19 protein-coding genes are annotated in these 23,874 nt (G+C 71.6%); 16 read left to right on the top strand and 3 right to left on the bottom strand.

Annotated elements, in window-relative coordinates:
- Positions 1-21 precede the first annotated feature (21 nt).
- From ABZ898_RS14125 to ABZ898_RS14155, 7 genes are all read left to right on the top strand, one after another.
- Complete coding sequence (locus ABZ898_RS14125) at positions 22-2,184, top strand: RecQ family ATP-dependent DNA helicase (protein WP_361657259.1); 2,163 nt, start codon at positions 22-24, stop codon at positions 2,182-2,184.
- A gap of 149 nt (positions 2,185-2,333) precedes the next feature.
- Positions 2,334-3,803, top strand: a complete 1,470-nt coding sequence (locus ABZ898_RS14130; protein ID WP_361657262.1) for a DUF4192 domain-containing protein — start codon at positions 2,334-2,336, stop codon at positions 3,801-3,803.
- A gap of 120 nt (positions 3,804-3,923) precedes the next feature.
- Positions 3,924-4,682, top strand: a complete 759-nt coding sequence (locus ABZ898_RS14135) for an NUDIX hydrolase (RefSeq protein ID WP_361657265.1) — start codon at positions 3,924-3,926, stop codon at positions 4,680-4,682.
- Positions 4,683-4,843: 161 nt separating this feature from the next.
- Positions 4,844-6,691: an ABC transporter ATP-binding protein gene (locus ABZ898_RS14140; protein ID WP_361657268.1), complete on the top strand. Its 1,848-nt coding sequence runs from the start codon at positions 4,844-4,846 to the stop codon at positions 6,689-6,691.
- 162 nt (positions 6,692-6,853) lie between these two features.
- Positions 6,854-7,741, top strand: a complete 888-nt coding sequence (locus ABZ898_RS14145; protein ID WP_361657270.1) for an FCD domain-containing protein — start codon at positions 6,854-6,856, stop codon at positions 7,739-7,741.
- 432 nt (positions 7,742-8,173) lie between these two features.
- Positions 8,174-9,703, top strand: a complete 1,530-nt coding sequence (locus tag ABZ898_RS14150; RefSeq protein WP_361657272.1) for an RNA polymerase sigma factor — start codon at positions 8,174-8,176, stop codon at positions 9,701-9,703.
- Between the two features lie 120 nt (positions 9,704-9,823).
- A complete protein-coding gene (locus tag ABZ898_RS14155; RefSeq protein WP_361657275.1) occupies positions 9,824-10,684 on the top strand; it encodes a serine protease in 861 nt (286 codons plus the stop codon).
- A gap of 111 nt (positions 10,685-10,795) precedes the next feature.
- Here ABZ898_RS14155 and ABZ898_RS14160 read toward each other — a convergent pair whose 3' ends face one another.
- The gene (locus tag ABZ898_RS14160; protein ID WP_086691807.1) at positions 10,796-11,026 is read right to left on the bottom strand and encodes a hypothetical protein; all 231 of its coding nucleotides are present in this window, start codon (positions 11,024-11,026) and stop codon (positions 10,796-10,798) included.
- Between the two features lie 440 nt (positions 11,027-11,466).
- Here ABZ898_RS14160 and ABZ898_RS14165 point away from each other — a divergent pair, with 440 nt between their 5' ends.
- From ABZ898_RS14165 to ABZ898_RS14190, 6 genes are all read left to right on the top strand, one after another.
- Positions 11,467-13,590, top strand: coding sequence for a DNA topoisomerase IV subunit B (locus ABZ898_RS14165; RefSeq protein ID WP_361657278.1), 2,124 nt, complete (start codon positions 11,467-11,469; stop codon positions 13,588-13,590).
- 313 nt (positions 13,591-13,903) lie between these two features.
- Entirely contained in the window at positions 13,904-14,458 is a 555-nt protein-coding gene (locus ABZ898_RS14170) for a DUF1453 domain-containing protein (protein WP_361657280.1), read from the top strand.
- On the top strand, positions 14,455-15,606 hold the full coding sequence (locus ABZ898_RS14175) for a sensor histidine kinase (protein WP_361657283.1): 1,152 nt from the start codon (positions 14,455-14,457) through the stop codon (positions 15,604-15,606). The genes ABZ898_RS14170 and ABZ898_RS14175 overlap by 4 nt, the downstream gene beginning before the upstream one ends.
- Positions 15,603-16,289, top strand: a complete 687-nt coding sequence (locus ABZ898_RS14180) for a response regulator transcription factor (protein WP_361657286.1) — start codon at positions 15,603-15,605, stop codon at positions 16,287-16,289. Before ABZ898_RS14175 ends, ABZ898_RS14180 begins: the two co-directional genes overlap by 4 nt.
- A 69-nt stretch (positions 16,290-16,358) precedes the next feature.
- Entirely contained in the window at positions 16,359-16,913 is a 555-nt protein-coding gene (locus ABZ898_RS14185; RefSeq protein ID WP_361657289.1) for a DUF485 domain-containing protein, read from the top strand.
- Entirely contained in the window at positions 16,910-18,502 is a 1,593-nt protein-coding gene (locus ABZ898_RS14190; RefSeq protein WP_361657292.1) for a cation acetate symporter, read from the top strand. Before ABZ898_RS14185 ends, ABZ898_RS14190 begins: the two co-directional genes overlap by 4 nt.
- A 35-nt stretch (positions 18,503-18,537) precedes the next feature.
- On the opposite strand, the gene ABZ898_RS14195 is transcribed toward ABZ898_RS14190, so the two are convergent.
- Complete coding sequence (locus ABZ898_RS14195) at positions 18,538-19,230, bottom strand: response regulator (RefSeq protein ID WP_361657295.1); 693 nt, start codon at positions 19,228-19,230, stop codon at positions 18,538-18,540.
- Between the two features lie 185 nt (positions 19,231-19,415).
- On the opposite strand from ABZ898_RS14195, the gene ABZ898_RS14200 reads away from it, so the two are divergent.
- The 3 genes from ABZ898_RS14200 to ABZ898_RS14210 all read left to right on the top strand — a co-directional run bounded on the left by ABZ898_RS14200 (position 19,416) and on the right by ABZ898_RS14210 (position 22,206).
- Positions 19,416-20,231, top strand: coding sequence for an ABC transporter ATP-binding protein (locus ABZ898_RS14200; RefSeq protein WP_361657298.1), 816 nt, complete (start codon positions 19,416-19,418; stop codon positions 20,229-20,231).
- Positions 20,221-21,093, top strand: coding sequence for an ABC transporter permease (locus ABZ898_RS14205; protein WP_361657301.1), 873 nt, complete (start codon positions 20,221-20,223; stop codon positions 21,091-21,093). Before ABZ898_RS14200 ends, ABZ898_RS14205 begins: the two co-directional genes overlap by 11 nt.
- A gap of 63 nt (positions 21,094-21,156) precedes the next feature.
- A complete protein-coding gene (locus ABZ898_RS14210; protein ID WP_361657304.1) occupies positions 21,157-22,206 on the top strand; it encodes an ABC transporter substrate-binding protein in 1,050 nt (349 codons plus the stop codon).
- Between the two features lie 21 nt (positions 22,207-22,227).
- On the opposite strand, the gene ABZ898_RS14215 is transcribed toward ABZ898_RS14210, so the two are convergent.
- Positions 22,228-23,874: a sensor histidine kinase gene (locus ABZ898_RS14215; RefSeq protein ID WP_361657307.1), complete on the bottom strand. Its 1,647-nt coding sequence runs from the start codon at positions 23,872-23,874 to the stop codon at positions 22,228-22,230.

The following is a 23,874-nucleotide window of genomic DNA, read 5'->3' on the forward strand; positions in this document are numbered from 1 at the left end:
GCCGTGCGGTTGCATGGGGGCATGAACGATCTGGAGCCGCTGCGTACCGAAGCCGACGCCGTCCTCGCCGAGCTGGTCGGTGCCCCGGAGGGGTCCGCACGGCTACGGGAGGACCAGTGGGAGGCGGTCAAGGCCCTGGTCGTGGACCGCCGCCGGGCCCTGGTGGTGCAGCGCACCGGCTGGGGCAAGTCGGCCGTCTACTTCGTGGCCACCGCCCTGCTCCGCCGGCGCGGCGCGGGCCCCACGGTGATCGTCTCCCCGCTGCTGGCGCTCATGCGCAACCAGGTCGAGTCGGCCGCGAAGGCCGGGATCCAGGCCCGCACCATCAACTCGGCCAACCCCGAGGAGTGGGACGCCATCCACCAGGAGGTGGAGCGCGGCGACGTCGACGTGCTGCTGGTGAGCCCGGAACGCCTCAACTCCGTCGACTTCCGCGACCGCATGCTGCCCAAGCTGGCGGCCACCACCGGCCTGCTGGTCGTGGACGAGGCTCACTGCATCTCCGACTGGGGGCACGACTTCCGCCCCGACTACCGCAGGCTGCGGACCATGCTCCAGGAGCTGGCGCCCGGCGTCCCCGTCCTCGCCACCACCGCCACGGCCAACGCGCGCGTCACCGCGGACGTGGCCGAGCAGCTCGGCACCGGCGCGGGTGAGGCGCTGGTGCTGCGGGGGCGGCTGGACCGGGAGAGCCTGCGGCTCGGCGTGGTCCGGCTGCCGGACGCCGCGCACCGGCTGGCGTGGCTGGCCGAGCACCTGAACGACCTGCCGGGCTCCGGGATCGTCTACACACTGACCGTCTCGGCCGCCGAGGAGGTCACCGCCTACCTCCGCGCCCGCGGCTTCGCCGTCGCCTCCTACACCGGCCGCACGGAGAACGCCGACCGCCAGCAGGCCGAGTCCGACCTGCTCGACAACCGGGTCAAGGCCCTGGTGGCGACCTCCGCGCTCGGCATGGGCTTCGACAAGCCGGACCTGGGCTTCGTGGTCCACCTCGGCTCGCCGTCCTCCCCGATCTCCTACTACCAGCAGGTGGGCCGCGCGGGCCGTGGCGTCGAGCACGCCGACGTACTGCTGCTGCCGGGCAAGGAGGACGAGGCGATCTGGCGGTACTTCGCCGAGGTCGGCTTCCCGCCCGAGACCCAGGTCCGCCAGACCCTGGCCGCCCTCGCCGACGCGGGCCGCCCGCTGTCCGTGCCCGCGCTGGAGTCGCTGGTCGATCTGCGGCGCACCCGGCTGGAGCTGATGCTGAAGGTGCTCGACGTGGACGGCGCCGTCCACCGCGTGAAGGGCGGCTGGACGGCCACCGGCGCCGACTGGGCCTACGACACCGAGCGCTACGCCTGGGTCGCCCGCCAGCGCGCCGCCGAACAGCAGGCCATGCGGGACTACGTCGGTACGGACGAGTGCCGGATGGCGTTCCTGCGCCACCAGCTCGACGACGTCGAGGTCACCCCGTGCGGGCGCTGCGACAACTGCGCGGGTGCGTGGGTCGACACGGCCGTCTCCACCGACGCGTTGACCGCCGCCGCCGGTGAACTGGACCGCCCGGGCACCGAGATCGAGCCGCGCCGCATGTGGCCGACCGGGATGGCCGCGCTCGGCATCGACCTCAAGGGACGCATCCCCGCCAAGGAGCAGTGCGCGACCGGACGCGCACTGGGCCGGCTGTCGGACATCGGCTGGGGCAACCGGCTCCGGCCGCTCCTCGCCGACCAGGCGCCCGACGGCCCGGTTCCGGACGACGTGTTGCGGGCCGTGGTCGAGGTGCTCGCCGACTGGGCGCGCTCGCCCGGCGGCTGGGCGACCGGCACCCCGGACGCCATGCCCCGTCCGGTCGGCGTCGTCGCCATGCCCTCGCTGAACCGGCCCCAGCTCGTGGCCTCCCTCGCGGAACGGGTGGCGGCCGTCGGACACCTTCCGTTCCTCGGCACCCTCGACTACGCGGGAGAGGCGGGGGCGCACCAGGCGCACCGCAGCAACTCCGCGCAGCGGCTCCAGGCGCTGGCGTCCGCTTTCACCGTGCCGCAGCACCTGGCGGACGCCCTGGCCGCCACTCCCGGCCCGGTGCTGCTCGTGGACGACCGGACCGAGTCCGGCTGGACCCTGGCGGTGGCGGCGCGGCTGCTGCGCCGGGCCGGAGCGCAGGAGGTGCTTCCGCTGGTGCTGGCCGCGGCGGGGTGAGGCTGAGGGGGGCGTTGGAGGGCGTAGGGGGCGGGCAGAGGAGGGGCGGAGGGGGTGTGCGGCGGCGCGGGTGGCTGGGTTGTCGTGTCCCTGCTTCGACTTATCCACAGGGTCGAGCGGGATTTCCGGATACGCGGGATCGTCGACGCATGACGAATCACGGCGAAACGACCGGACCCTTCGAAAACGGTGACATCGTGGCGGGGGCGCCCTTTACGGGGCAACCCGCCCCCGAGTCCCCGATCGCCCTGCGTACCCCGGCCGAGCTGGCCGACGCGCTGCCCTACCTCCTCGGGTACCGCCCCGAGGACAGCATGGTGCTGGTCTGCCTGCACGGCCGGGGCAGCTTCGGCGGCCGCGCCCGGCTGGGCATCCCTGCCAACGACGAGGACTGGCCGGCCGCCGCGCGCCAGATGGCCAGAGGGCTGGTGATCTCCAGCGAGCGGCGCGGTACCCGGCCCGACCGGCTCGTGGCGTACCTCTGCCAGGAGCCGCGGCCGGGCGAGACGGGGCGGGACGTGATGCGCAGGCTCACCCCGCTCGCCCAGCTCCTGCGCACCGAGTGCGGCAGCCTCGACGTCCCGGTGATCGAGGCGCTGTGCGTCTCCGACAGCCGCTTCTGGTCCTACGTGTGCCCGGTGGAGACCTGCTGTCCGCCCGAGGGCACCCCCATGGGCCTGTCGGGCACCTCGGTACTGGCGGCGGCCGCCACCTACGCCGGGATGCAGGTGCGGGGCACCCTGAAGGAACTGCGCGCGAGGATGCAGCCCTGGGAGACCTCGGCCGCCCTGGAGCAGGAGGTCGCGCTCGACGCCGCGGGCATGGCCCTCGTGCCCCGCATCCTGGACGACGCGAGCCGCGCCGAGGTGGCCGGGGAGACGCTGGACCTGGCCGGACGGATCATCCGCCGGTTCGCCGCTGCCGCTCCGGTGTCGGGCATCCACCCGGCCGACGTCCGTGACGACGCGCTGCTCGCCCATGACGAGGCGGCCACCCTCATCCTCGGACTCCAGGACCGGACGACCCGCGACCGGGCGGCGGCCTGGATGGAGGGCGACGAAGGAGCGCCCGCCCTGCGGCTCTGGCGAGCGCTGGCCCGCCGCTGCGTCGGCCCGTACCGCGAGCACGCGGCGGCACCGCTGACCCTGGCCGGCTGGGTGGCCTGGTCCACCGGCGACGAACTGGAGGCCCGCGAGGCGCTGGCCATGGCCCTCGGCGCGGACCCCGACTACCTCTTCGCCCAGCTCCTGCACCGCGCGTGCAACGACGGCCTCGACCCCGAGTCCATCCGCCGCTGCCTCCGCCGGGAGCGGGACGGGCGACCTGCCGCCGAGCGGGACGAGCGGCCGCCGGAGGTTCGCGGTGTTCCTGAGCAGAAGACCGGCTCCCAGCTCCCTCCGACCCCCGCGCCCGCCTCGGAGGACTCCGAGGTGAAGGCCCTCCCGCCCGCTCCCGGCCCTGCCCGCCGAAAGCGCCGGAACCGGTCCGCCGGGTCTACCGGCTCCGGCGAGCCGGGCCCCGGCCCCCAGCGTCCGCAGGGCCGAAGCTGTCCGCCGTCCCGCTCACGCCCCCGGCCGCCCGCCACCGGCCGGGCATGCGCCAGGCGGAAGAACGGCTGAGCGGCCCGTTCCCCCGCACCTGCCCGATCCCGGTGAATCCCGGTGTCCGGTTCCCGTCGATTCACTGATCCTCCCGGAGAACGGAGTGTTTATCGTCAGGAAGACGACTATGATCGCGGCATGCCCTACGACCCGTCAGCGTTCCCGCCCTTCGCCGTCACCGTGGACCTGGTCGTGCTGACCGTGCGCCGCCACGCCCTGTGTGCGCTGGCGGTACGCCGGGGTGAACCCCCTTTCCAGGGGCGATGGGCACTCCCCGGAGGCTTCGTACGGGACGACGAGGACCTGTCCCAGGCGGCGGCGCGCGAGCTGACCGAGGAGACCGGGCTCTGCGCCAGCGACCCGGAGACCCCGGCGCAGGACAACGGCGCCCACCTCGAACAGCTCGGCACCTACGGCGACCCGAAGCGCGACCCGCGCATGCGCGTGGTCAGCGTCGCCCATCTCGCCCTCGCGCCCGACCTCCCGGCCCCGCGCGCGGGCGGGGACGCCAGCAACGCGCGCTGGGCCCCGGTGGAGGAACTGCTCCAGCACGGTGGATACGGCCGCGACGGCGAGCCGATGGCGCCCTTGGCCTTCGATCACGCCCAGATCCTCTCCGACGGAGTGGAGCGCGCCCGCTCCAAGATCGAGTACTCGTCGCTGGCCACCGCCTTCTGCCCTCCGGAGTTCACGGTCGGGGAACTGCGGCGGGTCTACGAAGCCGTCTGGGGCGTGGCGCTCGACCCGCGCAACTTCCATCGCAAGGTCACCGGCACGCCGGGATTCCTCGTCCCGACCGGGGGCACCACCACCCGCCAGGGCGGCAGGCCCGCCCAGCTCTTCAGGGCGGGCGGCGCCACCCTGCTCAACCCTCCGATGCTCCGCCCCGAGATCTGAGGGCGGCCCTCGGAGCACCGTTCGTACGACAGTTGGGCCGGTGGCGCACGCCGGATGCTCATCGGGCAAGTGAGCCATGCAGGTTGACCACGCGCCCGACAACTGCCGGACAGAAGAGGCGATACCTGGAAAACAGGACATAGCGCGCTATCTTGCTGCAGGTGATCCAGGCTGTCGGACTGACCAGTGATTTCCCCAAAGCCCAGCCGCCCGCCGTCGAAGACGTCTCCTTCGAAGCGCGTTCCGGCCATGTGACCGCCCTCCTCGGAGCGGCGGGAGCGGGCAAGACGACGGTGCTCAGGCTGATGCTCGAACTCCAGGGAGGGCGCGGCATCACCTACTTCAGGGGGCGCCCCCTGCACTGCATCGCCCACCCGTCACGCGAAGTCGGCGTACTCCTCGGCGATGTGCCCGGACACCCCGCCCGCACGGTCCGAGGCCATCTGCGTATGCTCTGCGCCGCGGCCGGTGTCCCCGCACGGCGGGCCGACGAAGTCCTCGAAGCGGTCGGCCTCGTCAGCCTCCGCGAGGAGCGGCTCGGCACGCTCTCCCTCGGCATGGACCGCCGCCTCGGCCTGGCCTGCGCCCTGCTGCCCGACCCGCACACCCTCGTGCTGGACGAGCCCGCCGCCGGACTCGCCGCACCGGAGGCCCGCTGGCTGCACACCGTCCTGCGGGAGTACGCCGACCAGGGCGGCGCCGTACTCCTCGCCACCGCGGACTCCAAGGAGGCCGCCCGCACCGCCGACCATGTCGTCGCCCTCGAAGCGGGCCGGATCGCCGCCGATCTCCCCGCGGCGGAGTTCGCCCGCACCCGGCTCCGTCCGCGCGTGGCCGTCCGCAGTCCCCAGGCGGCACGCCTGGCGACCTTGCTCGTCATGGAGGCCCGCGCCGAGCAGCGGTCCGTTGAGGTCGTCCGCGAGGACGGCAACCGCCTGTCGGTGTACGGCAGCACGACCGCCGACATCGGAGACGCGGCCTTCCGGAACGGCATCCTCATCCACCAACTCGCGGACGAGGTCGGTGACATGCGCGCGGGTGCCGAGGAGGAGCCCCCCGCCTGCGCCGAACCGGCCGGAGAGCAGGACACGGTGCTGCCGCGACAGGCCCAAGAAGGCGCCCCCGAGGGCGCTCTGGCGGAAGCGCCTCAAGAGCCGTCGCAAGAGACGGCCACGCCCGGCGAGGCGGAGGGCGCCGAGGACCCCGCCCCCCTGCCGCTCCCCGTCGCCGTCCGTGCCGTGCGCGGTCCGCTCCGCCCCCTCCGTTACGAACTGCGGCGCGCCACCGGCATCGGCACCGGGTTCGTCATCTGCGGCGCCGCGCTGGTGGTCTCCGTTGTCACCGCCCTGGTGCTGGCCCGCATCGGCCACACGCCGCAGGCCCGCCTTTTCGCCGCCTGGCCCCGCGAACTGCCGTTGCCGCCCGTCGCCCTCGCGTCGGGGCTGCTGGGTGCGCTGGCCTTCGGCGACGAGTTCCGGCACCCCGCGCTGGCGGCGGACCGGGGCACCGTCCCCCGCCGGCTCGGGCTGCTCACCGCGAAACTCCTCGTCTCCGGTTCCGTCTCCGCAGCGCTGGCCTTTCTCACGCTCGGCTGCGACGCCGAGCTCCTCTACCTTTTCTACGGAAAGGAATTGGTGCAGGTCCCCGGAGACTGGCTTCCGCTGTGCGCGAGTTGGCTGGCGCTCGTGGTCGGCTGTGCGTGGGCCGGCGTACTGGCGGCCGGCGTCTTCCGGTCCACCGCGGCCGGACTCGCCGCCGTCCTCGCGGTCCCGGTGGCCGTCGTACCGCTGGTGCACCGGATGTTCGAGGGTTCGTACGTGCGGGCCGCGGCCGGGATTCATCTGCGCATGCGGGAGCTGCTCCTGCTCCAGTGGCCCTTCGGGGGAGAGCGGTATCTGCTCGGTCTGGCGCGCGTGATCGCTCAACCCGTGGGTGGAGCGATGACGTTGTCTCTCGCCGCGCTGCTGTGCGCGTACCTGGTCACGTCGCTGCGGGCCAGGGTGAGATGAGGGCCTGAGGGGTGGTTTCGGCAGCGCCGTGTACGCAACTCCCCACAGAAAGCCCGTTTATTTCCGATAAGGCGTCAATTGCGACGGGGTGAGCGATCACCCTTTCGTGTGCTTTTCACCAAAGCCCTCAAGGCAGTTGGAGGCAGCGCCGACAAATGATGCGTGAGTACCCTTGCGCACACCATGATGACCGCCGCCCGCTCCGCCGACTCCGGCCTCGCCGGACCGGGCGAACTCGACCGCTACCCCTACGCCGAGGCCCCGATGGCCGACCGCGTGGCGGCGCCCGCCTGGGAGGGCGCCGATTCCGACCTGGGCCGCGTGGGCCGGCGCGCCGCGGGCAGCCGCGGGCGCGGACTGCACGGCCAGCTCGTCCAGCAGCTGGGGCAGATGATCGTCTCCGGTGACCTGGGCGCCGACCGCCCGCTGGTGCCGGAGGAGATCGGCCAGCGTTTCGAGGTCTCCCGCACCGTCGTGCGCGAGTCCCTCCGTGTCCTGGAGGCCAAGGGCCTCGTCAGCGCCCGGCCGAACGTGGGGACCCGCGTGCGCCCGGTGAGCGACTGGAACCTTCTCGACCCGGACATCATCGAATGGCGCGCCTTCGGCCCGCAGCGCGACGACCAGCGCCGCGAGCTGAACGAGCTGCGCTGGACGATCGAGCCGCTCGCCGCCCGCCTCGCCGCCGGGCACGGCCGTGAGGACGTGCAGCAGCGCCTCGTCGACCTGGTCGAGATCATGAGCCACGCCCTCGCGCAGGGCGACGCGCTGACCTTCTCGCGGGCCGACTCCGAGTTCCACGCGTTGCTCGTCCAGGTCGCGGGCAACCGGATGCTGGAACACCTGTCCGGGATCGTCACCTCCGCCCTCCAGGTCTCCGGCGGACCCGCCACCGGTTGCGAGCGGCCGACCGAGGCGTCCGTCGCGCAGCACGGGCGGATCGTGGACGGCCTCGGCAGCGGCGACGGCGCGGTGGCCGAGGGAGCCATGCGCCAGCTGCTCACCGTCCACCCCGAGGTGGAGCGCGTCGTCCCCGCGCCGCGCGAGCACTGACGGAGGCGGCCGGCGCGGCCGCCCGTGCGGTGCGCCGGGCCGATCGGGACGGTGGTACCGCGACCGGGGTCCCGCCACCGCCGGACCCGGCCGGACTTCCCGGATTCCGGCCGGGTCCGGCGGCGCGACGGGCCGCCCGGACCGGCTGAGCGATCAAGGTCGCGCAGGCAGAGGACCGCTTCGTTCACATCTGATCGCATTCGCCTGTGGACGGGGTGTGACTCGGGCCACGCGGAATGGGCGTAACGCTCCCGGAAACAGCGCGATGACCTAAGAGGTGAACAGCCGCGGAGGGAATACGGACGCCGTGCCAGGCGCTGTGTATCCTCCCGGCCCCGCCCGCGCCGTCGGCCCATCCCCAGGCCGGTGGTCGGTTCCCGTCCACGCTGGACGGTGCCGAAAGCCGCTTTCCAACGTTCCGAGAGGTTGTTCGTGTCGGCCAGCACATCCCGTACGCTCCCGCCGGAGATCGCCGAGTCCGTCTCTGTCATGGCGCTCATTGAGCGGGGAAAGGCTGAGGGGCAGATCGCCGGCGACGATGTGCGTCGGGCCTTCGAAGCTGACCAGATTCCGGCCACTCAGTGGAAGAACGTACTGCGCAGCCTCAATCAGATCCTCGAGGAAGAGGGTGTGACGCTGATGGTCAGTGCCGCGGAACCCAAGCGCACCCGAAAGAGCGTCGCAGCTAAGAGCCCCGCCAAGCGCACCGCCACCAAGACGGTCGCGGCGAAGACGGTGACCACGAGGAAGGCCGCGTCCGCCCCTGCCGCGCCCTCCGTCGCCGGTGAGGACTCCACCGACGAGGCCGCCACCGCCAAGAAGGCCGCGGCCAAGAAGACCACCGCCAAGAAGACGGCCGCGAAGAAGACCACGGCCAAGAAGACGGCGGCCAAGAAGACCGGCGCCAAGAAGGACGACGCCGAGCTTCTCGAGGACGAGGTCGTCGAGGAGACCAAGTCCGGCGACGAGCCCGAGGGCACCGAGGCCGCCGGCTTCGTGCTGTCGGACGACGACGAGGACGACGCGCCGGCCCAGCAGGTCGCCGCGGCCGGTGCCACCGCCGACCCGGTCAAGGACTACCTGAAGCAGATCGGCAAGGTCCCCCTGCTCAACGCCGAGCAGGAGGTCGAGCTGGCCAAGCGCATCGAGGCCGGTCTCTTCGCCGAGGACAAGCTCGCCAACTCCGACAAGCTCGCCCCGAAGCTCAAGCGCGAGCTGGAGATCATCGCCGAGGACGGCCGCCGCGCCAAGAACCACCTGCTGGAGGCCAACCTTCGTCTGGTGGTCTCCCTGGCCAAGCGCTACACCGGCCGCGGCATGCTCTTCCTGGACCTGATCCAGGAGGGCAACCTCGGTCTGATCCGCGCGGTCGAGAAGTTCGACTACACCAAGGGCTACAAGTTCTCCACGTACGCCACCTGGTGGATCCGTCAGGCCATCACCCGCGCCATGGCCGACCAGGCCCGCACCATCCGTATCCCGGTGCACATGGTCGAGGTCATCAACAAGCTCGCGCGTGTGCAGCGCCAGATGCTCCAGGACCTGGGCCGCGAGCCCACCCCGGAGGAGCTGGCCAAGGAACTCGACATGACCCCCGAGAAGGTCATCGAGGTCCAGAAGTACGGCCGCGAGCCCATCTCGCTGCACACCCCGCTCGGCGAGGACGGCGACAGCGAGTTCGGTGACCTCATCGAGGACTCCGAGGCCGTCGTCCCCGCGGACGCCGTCAGCTTCACGCTCCTCCAGGAGCAGCTCCACTCGGTGCTCGACACCCTGTCCGAGCGCGAGGCCGGCGTCGTCTCGATGCGCTTCGGCCTCACCGACGGCCAGCCGAAGACGCTCGACGAGATCGGCAAGGTCTACGGCGTGACGCGTGAGCGCATCCGTCAGATCGAGTCGAAGACGATGTCCAAGCTGCGTCACCCGTCGCGCTCCCAGGTGCTGCGCGACTACCTCGACTAGATCGAGCCGGTTCGCACACCGAAGGCCCGCCTCCCTCGTGGGGGCGGGCCTTCGTGCTGCGGGCCACCGCGTGCTGGATGACTCTGGGTGTTCCGGAACCACCCTGAGTGAGGAGTCCGCATGCGCCGTTCCGTTGTCCGGGCACTGATCCGGCCGCTCTCCCTGGCGGCCACGCTGACCGCGATACCCCTGATCGGCGCGGCTCCGGCCGCCGCCGACAGCGTCGTGGTCGGAGGCTTTCCGATAGACGTCTCCCAGGCCCCGTGGACGGTGGCGCTCTCCAGTCGTGACCGGTTCGGGGGTAGCCGCGCGGGCCAGTTCTGCGGAGGGGTGGCCATCGCCCCGACCACCGTTCTCACCGCCGCCCACTGCGTCCAGGACGACGTGCTGGGCAAGCCCCCGAACCGGGTGCGCGACCTCAAGGTCATCACGGGCCGTACGGACCTGCTGGCGGCCGACGGCCAGGAGACGGCCGTGCGGGACATCGAGGTCAATCCCGGGTACGACCCCGCCACCAACGCCGGGGACTACGCCGTGCTCACGCTCGCCGAACCGGTGCCGGCCAGTGCCGTCGTGTCCATGGCGGCTGCCGGGGACCCGGCGTACGACCCCGGTACGGAAGCCCTGGTCTCGGGCTGGGGTGACACCAGCGGCGGCGGCGCCTACACGAACCGTCTGCGCGCGGCGCGGGTCCACGTGCTGGCCGACGACCTCTGTGCCCGCGCCTATCCGGGCGGGCGGAACGGCGCCTACCGCGCCGCGTCCATGCTCTGCGCGGGAGAGGAGGCGGGCGGCCCGGACGCCTGCCAGGGCGACAGCGGCGGCCCGCTGGTCGCCAAGGGACGCCTGATCGGGCTGGTCTCATGGGGGAGCGGCTGCGGGCAGGCCGGGAGCCCCGGTGTCTACACCCGGGTCTCCGAGGTCGTGCGCACGCTGGGGGCGGCCGCACAAGGGGCCGAGAAGGCCCTCAGACGCCCCTGAGAGGGCTTGCGGGGGCCATTCGGGCATGAGTGCGGGCGGCCGCTCCTGGAGGGGAGCAGCCGCCCGTTCACCGGCCTATGCCGGGGCTGGCTCGTCGGTGGGGTGCGAGATTCAGCGCTCTTCGGTGGCAGAAGTGCCGGGAACGGACGTCAGCCGCTCCGTCTCGTCCTGTATCTCAGCGGCGATCTTCTTGAGTTCCGGCTCGAACTTGCGCCCGTGGTGGGCACAGAAGAGCAGTTCTCCGCCGCTCAGCAGGACGACGCGCAGGTATGCCTGGGCGCCGCAGCGGTCGCAGCGATCGGCGGCCGTCAGCGGGCTCGCGGGGGTCAGAACAGTAGTCACGTCGCCTCTTCTCTAGCTCGACGAGCTGTCGTACCAGGGTCAACATCCAACCAGGCCGAAATCGTTCCCGCTCGTGGCTTTCCGTCGAAAATTTCTTTGCGGATGGCTGGCTGTTGCCGGTTGGCGGCGAATGTGCCGTAGTGCGTGGTCTGGTGCGTACGGTTTCGCGCGGTCTATCGGGGTCGGTCCTCCCGGCTGGCTTGCCGGTCGTTGAAGAGGACGTGCCCGGAGCCTAAATGGTTCATGCCTCGAAGGGAACGTGATGTGTGCTTCACTCCATCGAGGGATCGAACGTCCGTACGACCCTCGGCTAGTCTGAGTTTCCCGACGAGGGTGGCGTTACACCGGCTCTACCAGGCATCGGTACCCTCTGAGCGGCGACCGAAGCCGGCCCCGTACCCACTAGGGGCCCATCTGAAATTCAGCGAGGAGCGAACCGCGTGACCGCCGATACGTCCGTGCCGTCCACTGCGCTGCTGGCAGGAGCAGACCGGGACGGCTCCAACTACACCGCGCGGCACCTGCTCGTCCTTGAGGGCCTCGAAGCCGTGCGCAAGCGTCCGGGCATGTACATCGGCTCGACCGACAGCCGCGGCCTGATGCACTGCCTCTGGGAGATCATCGACAACTCCGTGGACGAGGCCCTCGGCGGTTACTGCGACCGCATCGAGGTGATCCTCCACGACGACGGCTCCGTCGAGGTCCGCGACAACGGCCGCGGCATCCCCGTGGACGTCGAGCCCAAGACCGGCCTGTCCGGCGTCGAGGTCGTCATGACCAAGCTGCACGCCGGCGGAAAGTTCGGCGGCGGCTCCTACGCCGCCTCCGGCGGCCTGCACGGCGTCGGCGCCTCCGTGGTGAACGCGCTCTCCGCCCGCCTCGACGTCGAGGTGGACCGGGGCGGGAACACCCACGCCATCAGCTTCCGCCGCGGCGTTCCGGGCGCCTTCGCCCGAGGCGGCGCCGAGGCCAAGTTCGAGGCCGGGACCGGCCTGGCCAAGACCAAGAGGATCCCGAAGAACCGCACCGGCACGCGCGTCCGCTACTGGGCGGACCGCCAGATCTTCCTCAAGGACGCCAAGCTCTCCCTGGAGAACCTGCACCAGCGAGCCCGGCAGACCGCCTTCCTGGTCCCCGGCCTCACCATCGTCGTCCGCGACGAGCTGGGCCTCGGCGACGGCGGCAGCAAGGGCGAGGAGTCCTTCCGCTTCGACGGCGGCATCAGCGAGTTCTGCGAGTACCTGGCCAGTGACAAGCCGGTCTGCGACACGCTGCGCTTCTCCGGCCAGGGCACGTTCAAGGAGACCGTCCCGGTCCTCGACGAGCACGGCCAGATGACGCCCACCGAGGTCACCCGCGAACTGGGTGTCGACGTGGCGATGCGCTGGGGCACGGGCTACGACACCACCCTGAAGTCCTTCGTCAACATCATCGCCACCCCCAAGGGCGGCACGCACGTGGCCGGCTTCGAGCAGGCGGTCGCCAAGACGATGAACGAGGTGCTGCGCAGCAAGAAGATGCTGCGCGTCGCCGAGGACGACGTGGTGAAGGACGACGCCCTGGAGGGCCTGACGGCCGTCGTCACCGTCCGCCTGGCCGAGCCGCAGTTCGAGGGCCAGACCAAGGAGGTGCTCGGCACCTCGGCGGCCCGCCGCATCGTCTCCACCGTGATCGCCAAGGAACTCAAGGCGTTCCTGACGTCCGCCAAGCGGGACCAGGCCGCGCAGGCGCGCACGATCATGGAGAAGGTGGTCGCCGCGGCCCGCACCCGCGTGGCCGCCCGCCAGCACAAGGACGCCCAGCGGCGCAAGACCGCGCTGGAGTCCTCGTCCCTGCCCGCCAAGCTCGCCGACTGCCGCAGCGACGACGTCGACCGCAGCGAGCTGTTCATCGTCGAGGGCGACTCCGCGCTGGGCACGGCCAAGCTGGCGCGGAACTCCGAGTTCCAGGCGCTGCTGCCCATCCGGGGCAAGATCCTCAACGTCCAGCGCTCGTCCGTGACCGACATGCTCAAGAACGCCGAGTGCGGCGCGATCATCCAGGTCATAGGAGCGGGCTCGGGCCGCACCTTCGACATCGACGCAGCCCGCTACGGCAAGATCATCATGATGACCGACGCCGACGTGGACGGCTCCCACATCCGCTGTCTGCTGCTCACGCTGTTCCAGCGCTACATGCGGCCCATGGTCGAGGCCGGCCGGGTCTTCGCCGCCGTGCCCCCGCTGCACCGCATCGAGCTGGTCCAGCCGAAGAAGGGCCAGGACAAGTACGTCTACACGTACTCCGACCGCGAGCTGCGGGACACGCTCATGGAGTTCCAGCGCAAGGGCGTCCGGTACAAGGACTCCATCCAGCGCTACAAGGGTCTCGGTGAGATGGACGCCGATCAGCTGGCAGAGACCACGATGGACCCGCGCCACCGCACCCTGCGCCGGATCAACCTCGCGGACCTCGAAGCCGCCGAGGAGGTCTTCGACCTGCTGATGGGCAACGACGTGGCGCCGCGCAAGGAGTTCATCTCCAGCTCCGCGGCGACGCTGGACCGGTCGCGGATCGACGCGTAGCCGTGTGCACTCGGCTCTGACCGGGTGCCGGGCGGGACGACGGGAGTACTGGCTTTGGCCGGTGCTCCCGTTTTCGTTGCCTGTGCCTGTGCCTGTGCCTGTGCCTGTGCCTGTGCCTTGCCCCGCCTCTGCCCCGCCGGGTCTGGCTCAGGGTTTCCCCAAGATCTCTCCACCCGTGGGTGGAGAAGACGGGCCCTCGGAGATCCACCCGTGGTCCACCCCCGCTCCGATCCCGTGGCCTGCGGATTTCCGTAGTTTCGAGGGTGTCGGGAGCGACCGCCTCCGACAGTCCCTCTCGTACACGGAGGCTCGGATGTCCGGGTTCGTCGACGCGCTGGTGGTCGTGGCCGTCGCTGTGCTGGTGATCGCCAGGCAGTTCCGCACGCACGCCATCGACGCCGAGCGGCGCTGGTGGCTGGCGCCCGCGATCCTCACCGTCATGGCGCTGCGCGGGCCCGGCATCGTGGACTCCCACCACCGCGTCGAGTCGCTCGGGCTGCTCGTCGCGGAAGTGGCTGTCGGGCTTGCCACCGGAGCGGGCTGGGCTTGGACCACCCGGATCTGGAGGGCTCCGGACGGGGTCGTGTGGAGCCGCGGCACCAAGACCACCGCCGCCGTGTGGGCCGGCGGGATAGTCCTGCGCGGCGGCCTCTTCGCTCTCGGGCATGCGATGGGGGTCCGGCAGGACAGCGCCGCCCTGATGCTGGGCCTCGCCGCGACCCTGCTGGTCCGCGGCGGCATCACCGCCTGGCGGGCACGGCTGCCGGCCTACTTGCCCGCGCCCGCCCCGACGTACGGTGACGGAACGCCGTCAGCGTCAGCGCCACCGGCACCGGTAGCACGGCCGGCGTGGAAGGAGCGGGTGTGAACGAGAACTCCTGGACACGCTGGCCCTCACGCGAGGCGCTCAGCAGGGAGGGCGTCACCCGCCCCAGGCGTCTGATGGCCCAGGCCATCAGGGTGGTGCTGCTCGGGCTGCTGCTGTGGGCCGCGCTCAGTCAGAACGACGTGCCCCTGTGGGGTGAGGCGCTCGCCGTGGCGGGCGTGGCGGTGGCCTCCGCCGCGGCGTGGGGCTTCTTCCGCACTACGTACGCGCACCGGCTGCTGCCGTCCCTGGCGCTCATCGCCGTGCTGCCTGCCGTGGCGATCGCCGCGCAGGTCAGCGGCTTCCGGGGACCCGCCCTGGTGCTCTGGTGCGGCTGCGGCATCCTCGCTCTGGAGCGGCTGCCTCTCGCGGCGGCGGTCCCGGTGACCTCGGTCGCCCTGGCCTCGTACGCGTCCTTCAACAACGACATGTGGCTCACCACCGCCGCCACCGTGGCCGGACTCGCCCTCGCCGGATATGTCACGCGGCTGGACGCGGAGGCGCGGGGCAACGCGCAGCGGCTGCTCGCCCAGGAGCGGGCAGCGCGGGAAGCCGAGGCGAGGTCGGCGGCGCTGACCGAACGGGCGCGGATAGCGCGGGAGATCCACGACGTCCTGGCGCACAGCCTCTCGGCGCAGATGGTGCACCTGGAGGCGGCCCGGCTGCTGCTGGAGCGGGACGCGAGCCGTGAACAGGTGCTGGAGCGAGTCGTGGCCGCGCGCGGGATGGCCCGCGACGGACTCGCCGAGACCCGGCAGGCGCTGTCGGCGCTGCGTGGCGAACTGACCCCGCTGGAGGAGTTCCTGACCGGTCTCGTCAGCGCGGGCGCCGGAGGCGAGGTCACTGTCACGGGTGAGCGCAGGACCCTGCCCGTCGAGGCGTCGCAGGCCGTACGCCGGGTGGCGCAGGAAGCGATGACCAACGTCCGCAAGCACGCACAGGGGGCCGAAGTACGGGTCAGGCTCGATTACGGCGACCACCAAGTGACCCTCGATGTGCGGGACAAGGGCGGCAGTCCGGGCGAACTGGCCGCGTCCGGCGGCGGGTACGGTCTCCTGGGCATGCGGGAACGCGCGGAACTGCTGGGCGGCTCCCTGGACGCGGGACCGGATGAGGAGGGGTTCGCGGTGACGTTGAAGGTGCCGGTATGACGGCGCCGGAGGGGGAGCGGGAGCCCGCGCGGGTGGTGGTCGTCGACGACCAGACCGTGGTGCGGGAAGGCATCGTGATGCTGCTCGGACTGCTGCCCGGCGTCGAGGTCGTCGGCGCGGCGGGAGACGGCGAGGAGGCCGTGCGTCTGGTGGGCGAACTGGCCCCGGACGTGGTGCTGATGGATCTGCGGATGCCGCGGTGCGACGGGGTGGAGGCCACTCGCCGTATCCGGAGCAGGTATCCCGGCACTCAGGTGGTGGTGCTGACCACGTTCGCGGACGACGAGTCGCTGTTCGCGGCGCTGCGGGCCGGGGCCCGGGGATATCTGACCAAGGACGCGGGCGGGGAGGAGATCGTGCGGGCGGTGCGCAGCGTGCTCTCGGGAGAGGCCGGACTCGCGCCCGGTATCCAACTCCGGCTGCTGGAGAAGCTTTCCCAGACCGAGGTGCGCACGGTCGCACAGCCCGAGTCTCCCGACGGGCTGACCGCCCGGGAGAGCGAGGTGCTGGTGCTGATCGGCGAGGGGCTCAGCAACCAGGAGATCGCCCGGAAGCTGCACGTGTCGACCGCGACCGTGAAGACGCACATCAACAATCTCTTCGCCAAGGCGGGCCTCAAGGACCGTGCGCACGCGGTGCGTTACGCGTATGCGAAAGGCCTGGTGCGGCCGAGGGTGGAGTGACTCACCTGATGGGGTGAAGTGGTACGGGAAGATGTGTCGGGGATCTTCCCGATCTGTCCATCCTTGGGTATGCAGTCAAGCAATGGCCGACTCTTCGGTGCCGGGGACGGTCCCGGAAGTTCGGCCGACAACCAGGAAGAGCAGGGCGTGACTTCCGGCGATGTGCGGCACGAAGACCCTTGGCACGACACCCTGACCGCCGGATGGGGCGAGGCGGACGGGACGGGGATGCCCGCGCCGGCCGTACCGCACCCCCGTGCCGAGGGCGGGCGGGAGACGGCCGAGGCCCGTACCCGTGACGTGTATCTCGCGGTGCAGCGGAGCGAGGCGTTCCAGGAAGTGCGCAGCCGGTACCGGAGGTTCGTGGTGCCGGGAGTCGCCGCCTTCCTCTGCTGGTACGTGGGATACGTGGTCACCGCGACGGCAGCGCCGGGTCTGATGGCGCGGCCCGTCATAGGGGCGGTGAACGTGGGGATGCTCGCCGGGCTGGGACAGTTCCTCAGCACGTTTCTGCTCACCTGGGCCTACGCGCGGCACGCGCGCCTCAGGCGCGACCGGGCCGCGCTGGACCTGCGCTGGGACACCCAGGAGCTGACCCGCGGCGTTCAGGGAGGCACCTCGTGACCGGCCACCACCAGACACTCGCTCTCGTCCTGTTCAGCGTGTTCGTGGCCGTGACGCTGGCCATCACCACGTGGGTGAGCCGCCGCAGACACGGCTCCGCCGAGGAGTTCTACGCCGGAGGGCGTCTCTTCACCCCGCTGGAGAATGGGTTCGCCATCTCGGGCGACTATCTCTCGGCCGCCTCCTTCCTGGGCGTGACCGGACTCATCGCGCTGTACGGCTACGACGGGCTGCTGTACGGCGTCGGCTTCCTCGTGGCCTGGCTGGTCGTGCTGTTCCTCGCGGCCGAACTGGTGCGGAACTGCGGCAGGTTCACCCTCGCCGACGTGGTCGCCGCGCGGATGGCCGAGCGGCCGGTGCGCATCGCCACCGGCGCCTCCTCGGTCACCGTGTCCGTGATGTACCTCGTCGCGCAGATGGTGGGCGCCGGAAGCCTGGTGGCGCTGCTGCTCGGCGGCAAGGGCGGGGCCGCGCAGGCGTGGACGGTCATCGGCGTGGGCGCCCTCATGGTGATCTACGTGTCGCTGGGCGGCATGCGGGCCACCACCTGGATCCAGATCGTCAAGGCGGTCCTGATGCTGGCCGGGACGATCGCGCTGACCGTGCTGGTCCTCATGCGGTTCCACGGGGACATCAACCAGCTGCTGCTGACGGCCGCCGAGCGCAGTGGGCACGGCCAGGCGTTCCTGGCTCCGGGGCTCAAGTACGGCGGTGACTGGACCGCGCGGATGGACTTCATCAGCCTGGGCCTGGCACTGGTGCTGGGCACGGCTGGCCTGCCGCACATCCTGTCCCGCTTCTACACGGTCCCGACGGCACGTGCCGCCCGGCGCTCCACCGTGTGGTCGATCGGGCTCATCGGCGGCTTCTACCTGATGACCATCGTCCTCGGCTTCGGGGCGACCGCCGTGGTCGGCGCCGACGCCCTGCGCGCGTCCAACGCGGCCGGGAACACGGCGATCCCGCTGCTGGCGCTCGACCTGGGCGGTGGCGCCTCCTCCACCGGCGGCACCGTGCTGTTCGCGGTCGTGGCCGCCGTCGCCTTCGCCACGATCCTCGCGGTGGTCGCCGGGATCACCCTCGCCTCCTCGGCGTCCGTGGCCCACGACCTGTACGCGTCGATCCGGCGTACGCCCACCACCCCGCGCACCGAGGTGGCGGTGGCGCGGGTCGCGGCGGCCGCCATCGGCGTCGTCGCGATCGCGCTCGGACTGCTGGCCCGCGATCTCAACGTGGCCTTCCTGGTCGGCCTGGCCTTCGCGGTGGCCGCGTCGGCGAACCTCCCGACCCTGCTGTACTCGCTGTTCTGGCGGAACTTCACCACCCGCGGCGCGGTCTGGTCCGTGTACGGCGGGCTGATCCCCGCGGTGGTCCTGGTGCTGCTCTCGCCGGTGGTGTCGGGGAGCCCCGCCTCGCTGTTCCCCGGCGTCGACTTCCAGTACTTCCCGCTCCAGAACCCGGGCATCGTCTCCATCCCGCTCGGTTTCGTCTCGGGCTGGCTGGGCACGGTCACCTCCGACGAGGTGCCGGACGAGGCCAAGTTCGCCGAGACCGAGGTGCGTTCGCTGACCGGCGCCGGAGCCGTGTGAGGCGGCGCCTGGGTGGCGTCACCCCGTCACAGGGGTCAGGGCGTCACCCAGGCGTACCGGTGCTCGGGCCGCCCGGTGTCCCCGTACCGGAGGGACAGCCGCAGGCGGCCCGCCTGTTCCAGATGACGCAGATAGCGCTGGGCCGTGGAGCGGCTCAGCCCCGTGCGGGACGCCACCTCGTGCGCGGACAGCGGTTGGTCGGCGCCGTGCAGGACACCGCAGATCAGGTCCGAGGTCGGCTCCGAGTGGCCGCTGGGCAGCCCGGGGACCGAGGGCGCGGACGCCGTACGCAGCGCCCCGAAGATCCGGTCGACCTGCTCCTGGCCCGTCACCCCGCCTCCGCCGACCCGGTCGACGGTGCGGCGCAGGGCGGCGTAGGAGTCGAGGCGGCCGCGCAGCGCGTTGAAGGTGAAGGGCTTCACCAGGTAGTGCAGGGCGCCGAGCCGCATCGCCTGCTGCACGGTCGCCACATCACCGGCCGCCGTGATCATGATGACGTCGGTGCCGTGCCCCTGCTGGCGCATGTGGTGGACGAGTTCGAGGCCGGTCCGGTCCGGCAGGTAGTGGTCCAGCAGCACCAGGTCGACGGCACCGCGTTCGACGGCGGCCAGCGCCTGGGCGGCACTGTGGGCGCGGGCGGCCACCCGGAATCCGGGAACCTTCCCCACGTACCTGGCGTTGATCTCGGCGACACGGAAATCGTCGTCCACGACCAGCACGTCAATCATCGGGCCTCTCCTCCAAGGCCGGCGAGCTCGCGGGCCTGTCTTCGGTGAGACAGGTGTGAAGCCCGTGTTTCGGCTCCGCAGTTGTAGCGCGAGCAAAACGAGCACAACAGGTTCCTGCGAGCAAAAGATGGGGTTGCGCGCACAAGACTGCTGCCCGGGCGGCGCCGCGCCTACCGTCCCGGGGCATGAGCGCAGACACCAGCCCCGCTATCGAGCTGAGGGGCGCGAGCAAGATTTTCAGGACCCCTTCCGGTGATCCGCACACCGCGGTGCGCGGCCTGGACCTCACCGTGGAGCGCGGCGAGTTCGTCGCCGTCGTCGGGCCGACCGGCTGCGGCAAGTCCACCACACTGACCCTGGTCAGCGGGCTGGAGGAGCCCAGCGAGGGCGAGGTGCTGGTGGCGGGGCAGCCTGTCGACGGGGTCGGCGACCGGGTGGGCTTCGTGTTCCAGCAGGACGCCACCTTCCCCTGGCGCACGGTGCTGTCCAACGTGATGGCCGGTCCCCGCTTCCGGGGCGTGCCGAAGGCGGAGGCGAAGCAGAAGGCCCGCGAGTGGCTGGCCCGCGTCGGGCTCGCCGCGTTCGAGGACCGCTACCCGCACCAGCTCTCCGGCGGCCAGCGCAAGCGCGTCGCCCTCGCCGCGACCTTCGTCAACGACCCCGAGATCCTGCTGATGGACGAGCCGTTCTCCGCGCTCGACGTGCAGACCCGGGCCCTGATGTCGGACGAACTGCTGGAGCTGTGGGAGGGGACCGGCGCCTCCGTCGTCTTCGTCACCCACGACCTGGAGGAGTCCATCGCGCTGGCCGACAAAGTCGTCGTGATGACCGCCGGGCCCGCGACCGTCAAGCAGGTGTTCACCATCGACCTGCCCCGGCCGCGCAAGGTGGAGTCGGTGCGGCTGGAGCCGAAGTTCATCGAGATCTACCGCGAGATCTGGGAGTCCCTCGGTGAAGAGGTCCGCATCACCCGTGAGCGAGGTGCCGCCGATGTCGCCTGAGACCGTCACCGCGCCGCCCGCCGGCACCGCCGCCACCCCCGGCCCGCAGGCTCCGGCCCGCTCGCGGGCGCAGGCCGCCCGCAGGCGCCGGGTGATCGTGATGGTGGCCCGTGTCCTGCTGCTGGTCGGCTTCCTCGGCCTGTGGGAGGCACTGTCCCGCACCGAGGTGATCGACCCGTTCAACTTCTCGATGCCGTCGGAGATCTGGGACCAGATCACGTCCTGGGTGCTGCACGGCACGGCACTCGGCTCCCTGGGCGAACAGATCTGGTACACGCTGTACGAGGCCCTGCTCGGCTGGGTCATCGGCGTCGTGGGCGGTGTCGTCCTCGGCATCGCGCTGGGCCGGATCGCCTTCCTCGCCGACCTCTTCGGCCCCTACATCAAGGTGCTGAACTCCATCCCGAGGATCGTGCTCGCCCCGATCTTCCTCATCTGGTTCGGCCTGGGCCCCGCCTCGAAGGTCGCCTCGGCCGTGGTCCTGGTGTTCTTCCCGGTGTTCTTCAACGCCTTCCAGGGCGCGCGGGAGGTCAACCGGGATCTGGTCGCCAACGCACGCGTCCTCGGCGCCACCGACCGCCAGGTCACGCTCCAGGTGGTCATCCCCTCGGCCACCTCCTGGATCTTCACCAGCCTGCACGTCAGCTTCGGCTTCGCGCTCATCGGCGCGATCGTGGGCGAGTACATCGGCGCCACCCGGGGCATCGGCCTGCTCGTCGCCCAGTCGCAGGGCACCCTGAACTCGGCGGGCGTCTACGCCGCGATGGTGATCCTCGCGGTCGTGGCGCTCCTCGCCGAGGGGCTGCTGACCTTCGCCGAGCGCCGTGTCTTCCGCTGGAAGTCCTCGAACTCCGAGCACTGAAGCCACCGCGCCTCGCGCACCGAACCTCCCGCACCCGCACAGCTCACAAGGACGTGACCCGTCATGCGCAAGCGCACCAGGATCGCCTCGCTCACCACCGCCTGTCTGCTCTCCCTCACCCCGCTCACGGCCTGCGCCAACGAGGTGGCGAGCCACGGCGGTTCGGGCGGTGACGGCAAGGGCACCAAGGTCAAGATCATGGTCGGTGGTCTCGACAAGGTCATCTACCTCCCCGCGATGCTCACCCAGCGGCTCGGCTACTTCGACGCCGAGGGCCTGGACGTCGAGCTGCTCACGGAGCCCGCCGGGGCCCAGGCGGAGACCGCGCTCGTCTCCGGCCAGGTGCAGGGCGCCGTCGGGTTCTACGATCACACCCTCGACCTCCAGGTGAAGGGCAAGTCGGTCGAGTCCGTCGTGCAGTTCTCGCGGGCGCCGGGCGAGGTGGAGGTGGTCTCCGCGAAGAAGACGGGTGACATCCACTCGCCCGCGGACTTCGAGGGGCGCAAGCTCGGTGTCACCGGGCTCGGTTCGTCGACCGACTTCCTCACCAAGTACCTCGCGGTCAAGCACGGCGTCCCCGTGAACCGCTTCAGCCCGGTCGCCGTGGGGGCCGGTCCGACGTTCATCGCCGCCCTGAAGAAGGGCTCCATCGACGCGGGCATGACCACCGACCCGACCGTGGCGACGATCCTGGCCAAGAAGGCCGGCCGCGTCCTGATCGACATGCGGACCCCCGAGGGCTCGCAGCAGGCGCTCGGCGGCCCGTACCCCTCGTCCAGCCTGTACATGAACACGGACTGGGTGAACGGGCACAAGGGCACCGTGCAGAAGCTGGCCGACGCGTTCGTGAAGACGCTCCGGTGGATGTCCACCCACAGCGCCGCGGAGATCGCCGCCAAGATGCCGGCCGACTACTCCCAGGGCGACAAGAAGCTCTACGCGGCGGCCATCAAGAGCACCCTGCCGATGTTCACCAAGGACGGCATCATGCCGGCGCGCGGCCCGGAGACCGTCGAGAAGGTCCTCAAGGCGTTCAGCCCCAACATCAAGAACGCCGACGTCGACCTCGACAAGACGTACACCACCGAGTTCGCGGAGAAGGCCGCCAAGTAGCCGCCCGGAGGCGCGGGGGTCCTAGTGCCCCCGCGCCTCCTCCGTTCCCGGGAGCACCGGATCGCCCAGCGCGTCGGGGAGCACCACCGTGAACTCGGCGCCGCCGCCCGCCGCCGCGCCCACCGAGGCCGAGCCGCCCTGGCGTTCGGCCAGGCGCCGCACCAGCGACAGGCCGATGCCGCGCTTGCCGTGCGCGGGCGGCTCCTTGGTGGACCAGCCCTCCGTGAACACCGACTCCCGCTGCTCCTCGGGCACGCCCGGACCGGTGTCCCGTACCCGGAGCACCACGGTCCGGCCCTCGGTGCGCAGTTCGGCCTCCACGCGCGCGTGCGGGGTGCCCGCGACCGCGTCGAGCGCGTTGTCCACGAGGTTGCCCACCACCGTGACCAGCCCGCGCGGGTCGACCAGCCGGTCCGGGAGCCAGGTCCGCTCCGACAGTCTGAGGGCCACCCCGCGTTCGGCGGCGACGGTCGCCTTGCCCACCAGCAGCGCGGCCAGCAGCGGGTCCTCGATCCGCTCGGTGACCTGCTCGGCCGTCGCCCGGTGCTCCCCGACCAGCTCCCCGATGAACTCCGCCGCGTCGGCGTACATCTCCAGCTCCAGCAGGCCGAGCAGGGTGTGCATCCGGTTGGCGTGCTCGTGGTCCTGGGCGCGCAGGGCGTCGATCAGGCCGTGCGTGGAGTCGAGTTCCCGGCCCAGCCGCTCCAGTTCGGTGCGGTCGCGCAGGGTGGCCACCGCGCCGCCGTCCCCGGTGGGCATGCGGTTGGCGACCAGGACACGCGGACCGCGCACGGTCAGCAGATCGGTGCCGGTCACCCGCCCGGCCAGCACGTCGGTCGTACGGCCCGTGCCGAGCGCCTCGTCCGGCGACCTCCCGAGCGCCTCGTCCCCGATGCCGAGCAGCCGTCCCGCCTCGTCGTTGAGCAGCCGTATCCGGCCGCCCCGGTCCAGCGCGACCACGCCCTCCCGGATGCCGTGCAGCATCGCCTCGCGCTCCGCGAGCAGCGCCGAGATGTCGGAGAAGGCCAGGTCACGGGTCTGCCGGTGCACCCGCCGGGAGATCAGCCAGGCGGCCAGCGCCCCCACGGCCAGCGCGCCCCCGGCGTACGCGAGCAGGCCGGGTATGGCGCCGAACAGCCCGGCCCGCACGCTGTCGTACGCGATGCCCACCGAGACCGCGCCGACGATCCGGTGCCCGGCGTCGTACAGCGGCACCTTGCCCCGCGCGGAGCGGCCCAGGGTGCCCCGGTCGATCTCCATCACCTGGCGGCCGGCCAGCGCACGGCTGGGGTCGGTGGAGACGCGGCGGCCGATCTCCGCGGCGGTGGGGTGGGACCAGCGCGTCCCGCGCGCGTCCATCACCACGATGTACTCGGCGTGTGTGGCCCGTCTGATCCGCTCGGCCTCCCGCTGCACCGGCCCGTCCCCGGTGGGCGGGGTGCGCAGGACGCCCTCGGCGATCGCCGGGTCCTGCGCGGTGGTCTGCGCGATGACCAGCGCGCGGCGCATCGCCTCCTCGTCGAGCCGGCCGCTGAGCGGTGCGAGGAAGAGCCCGGTCGCCAGGACCGCGACCCCCGCCGCGATCGTCACCTGGGTGAGCAGGATCTGCGCGAACGCCCGCCTGGGCAGACCGAGTCGCGGACGGCGGACCGGGGGAGTGGGAGACAT

Source organism: Streptomyces sp. NPDC046860, assembly GCF_040645115.1.
Classification (GTDB): domain Bacteria; phylum Actinomycetota; class Actinomycetes; order Streptomycetales; family Streptomycetaceae; genus Streptomyces.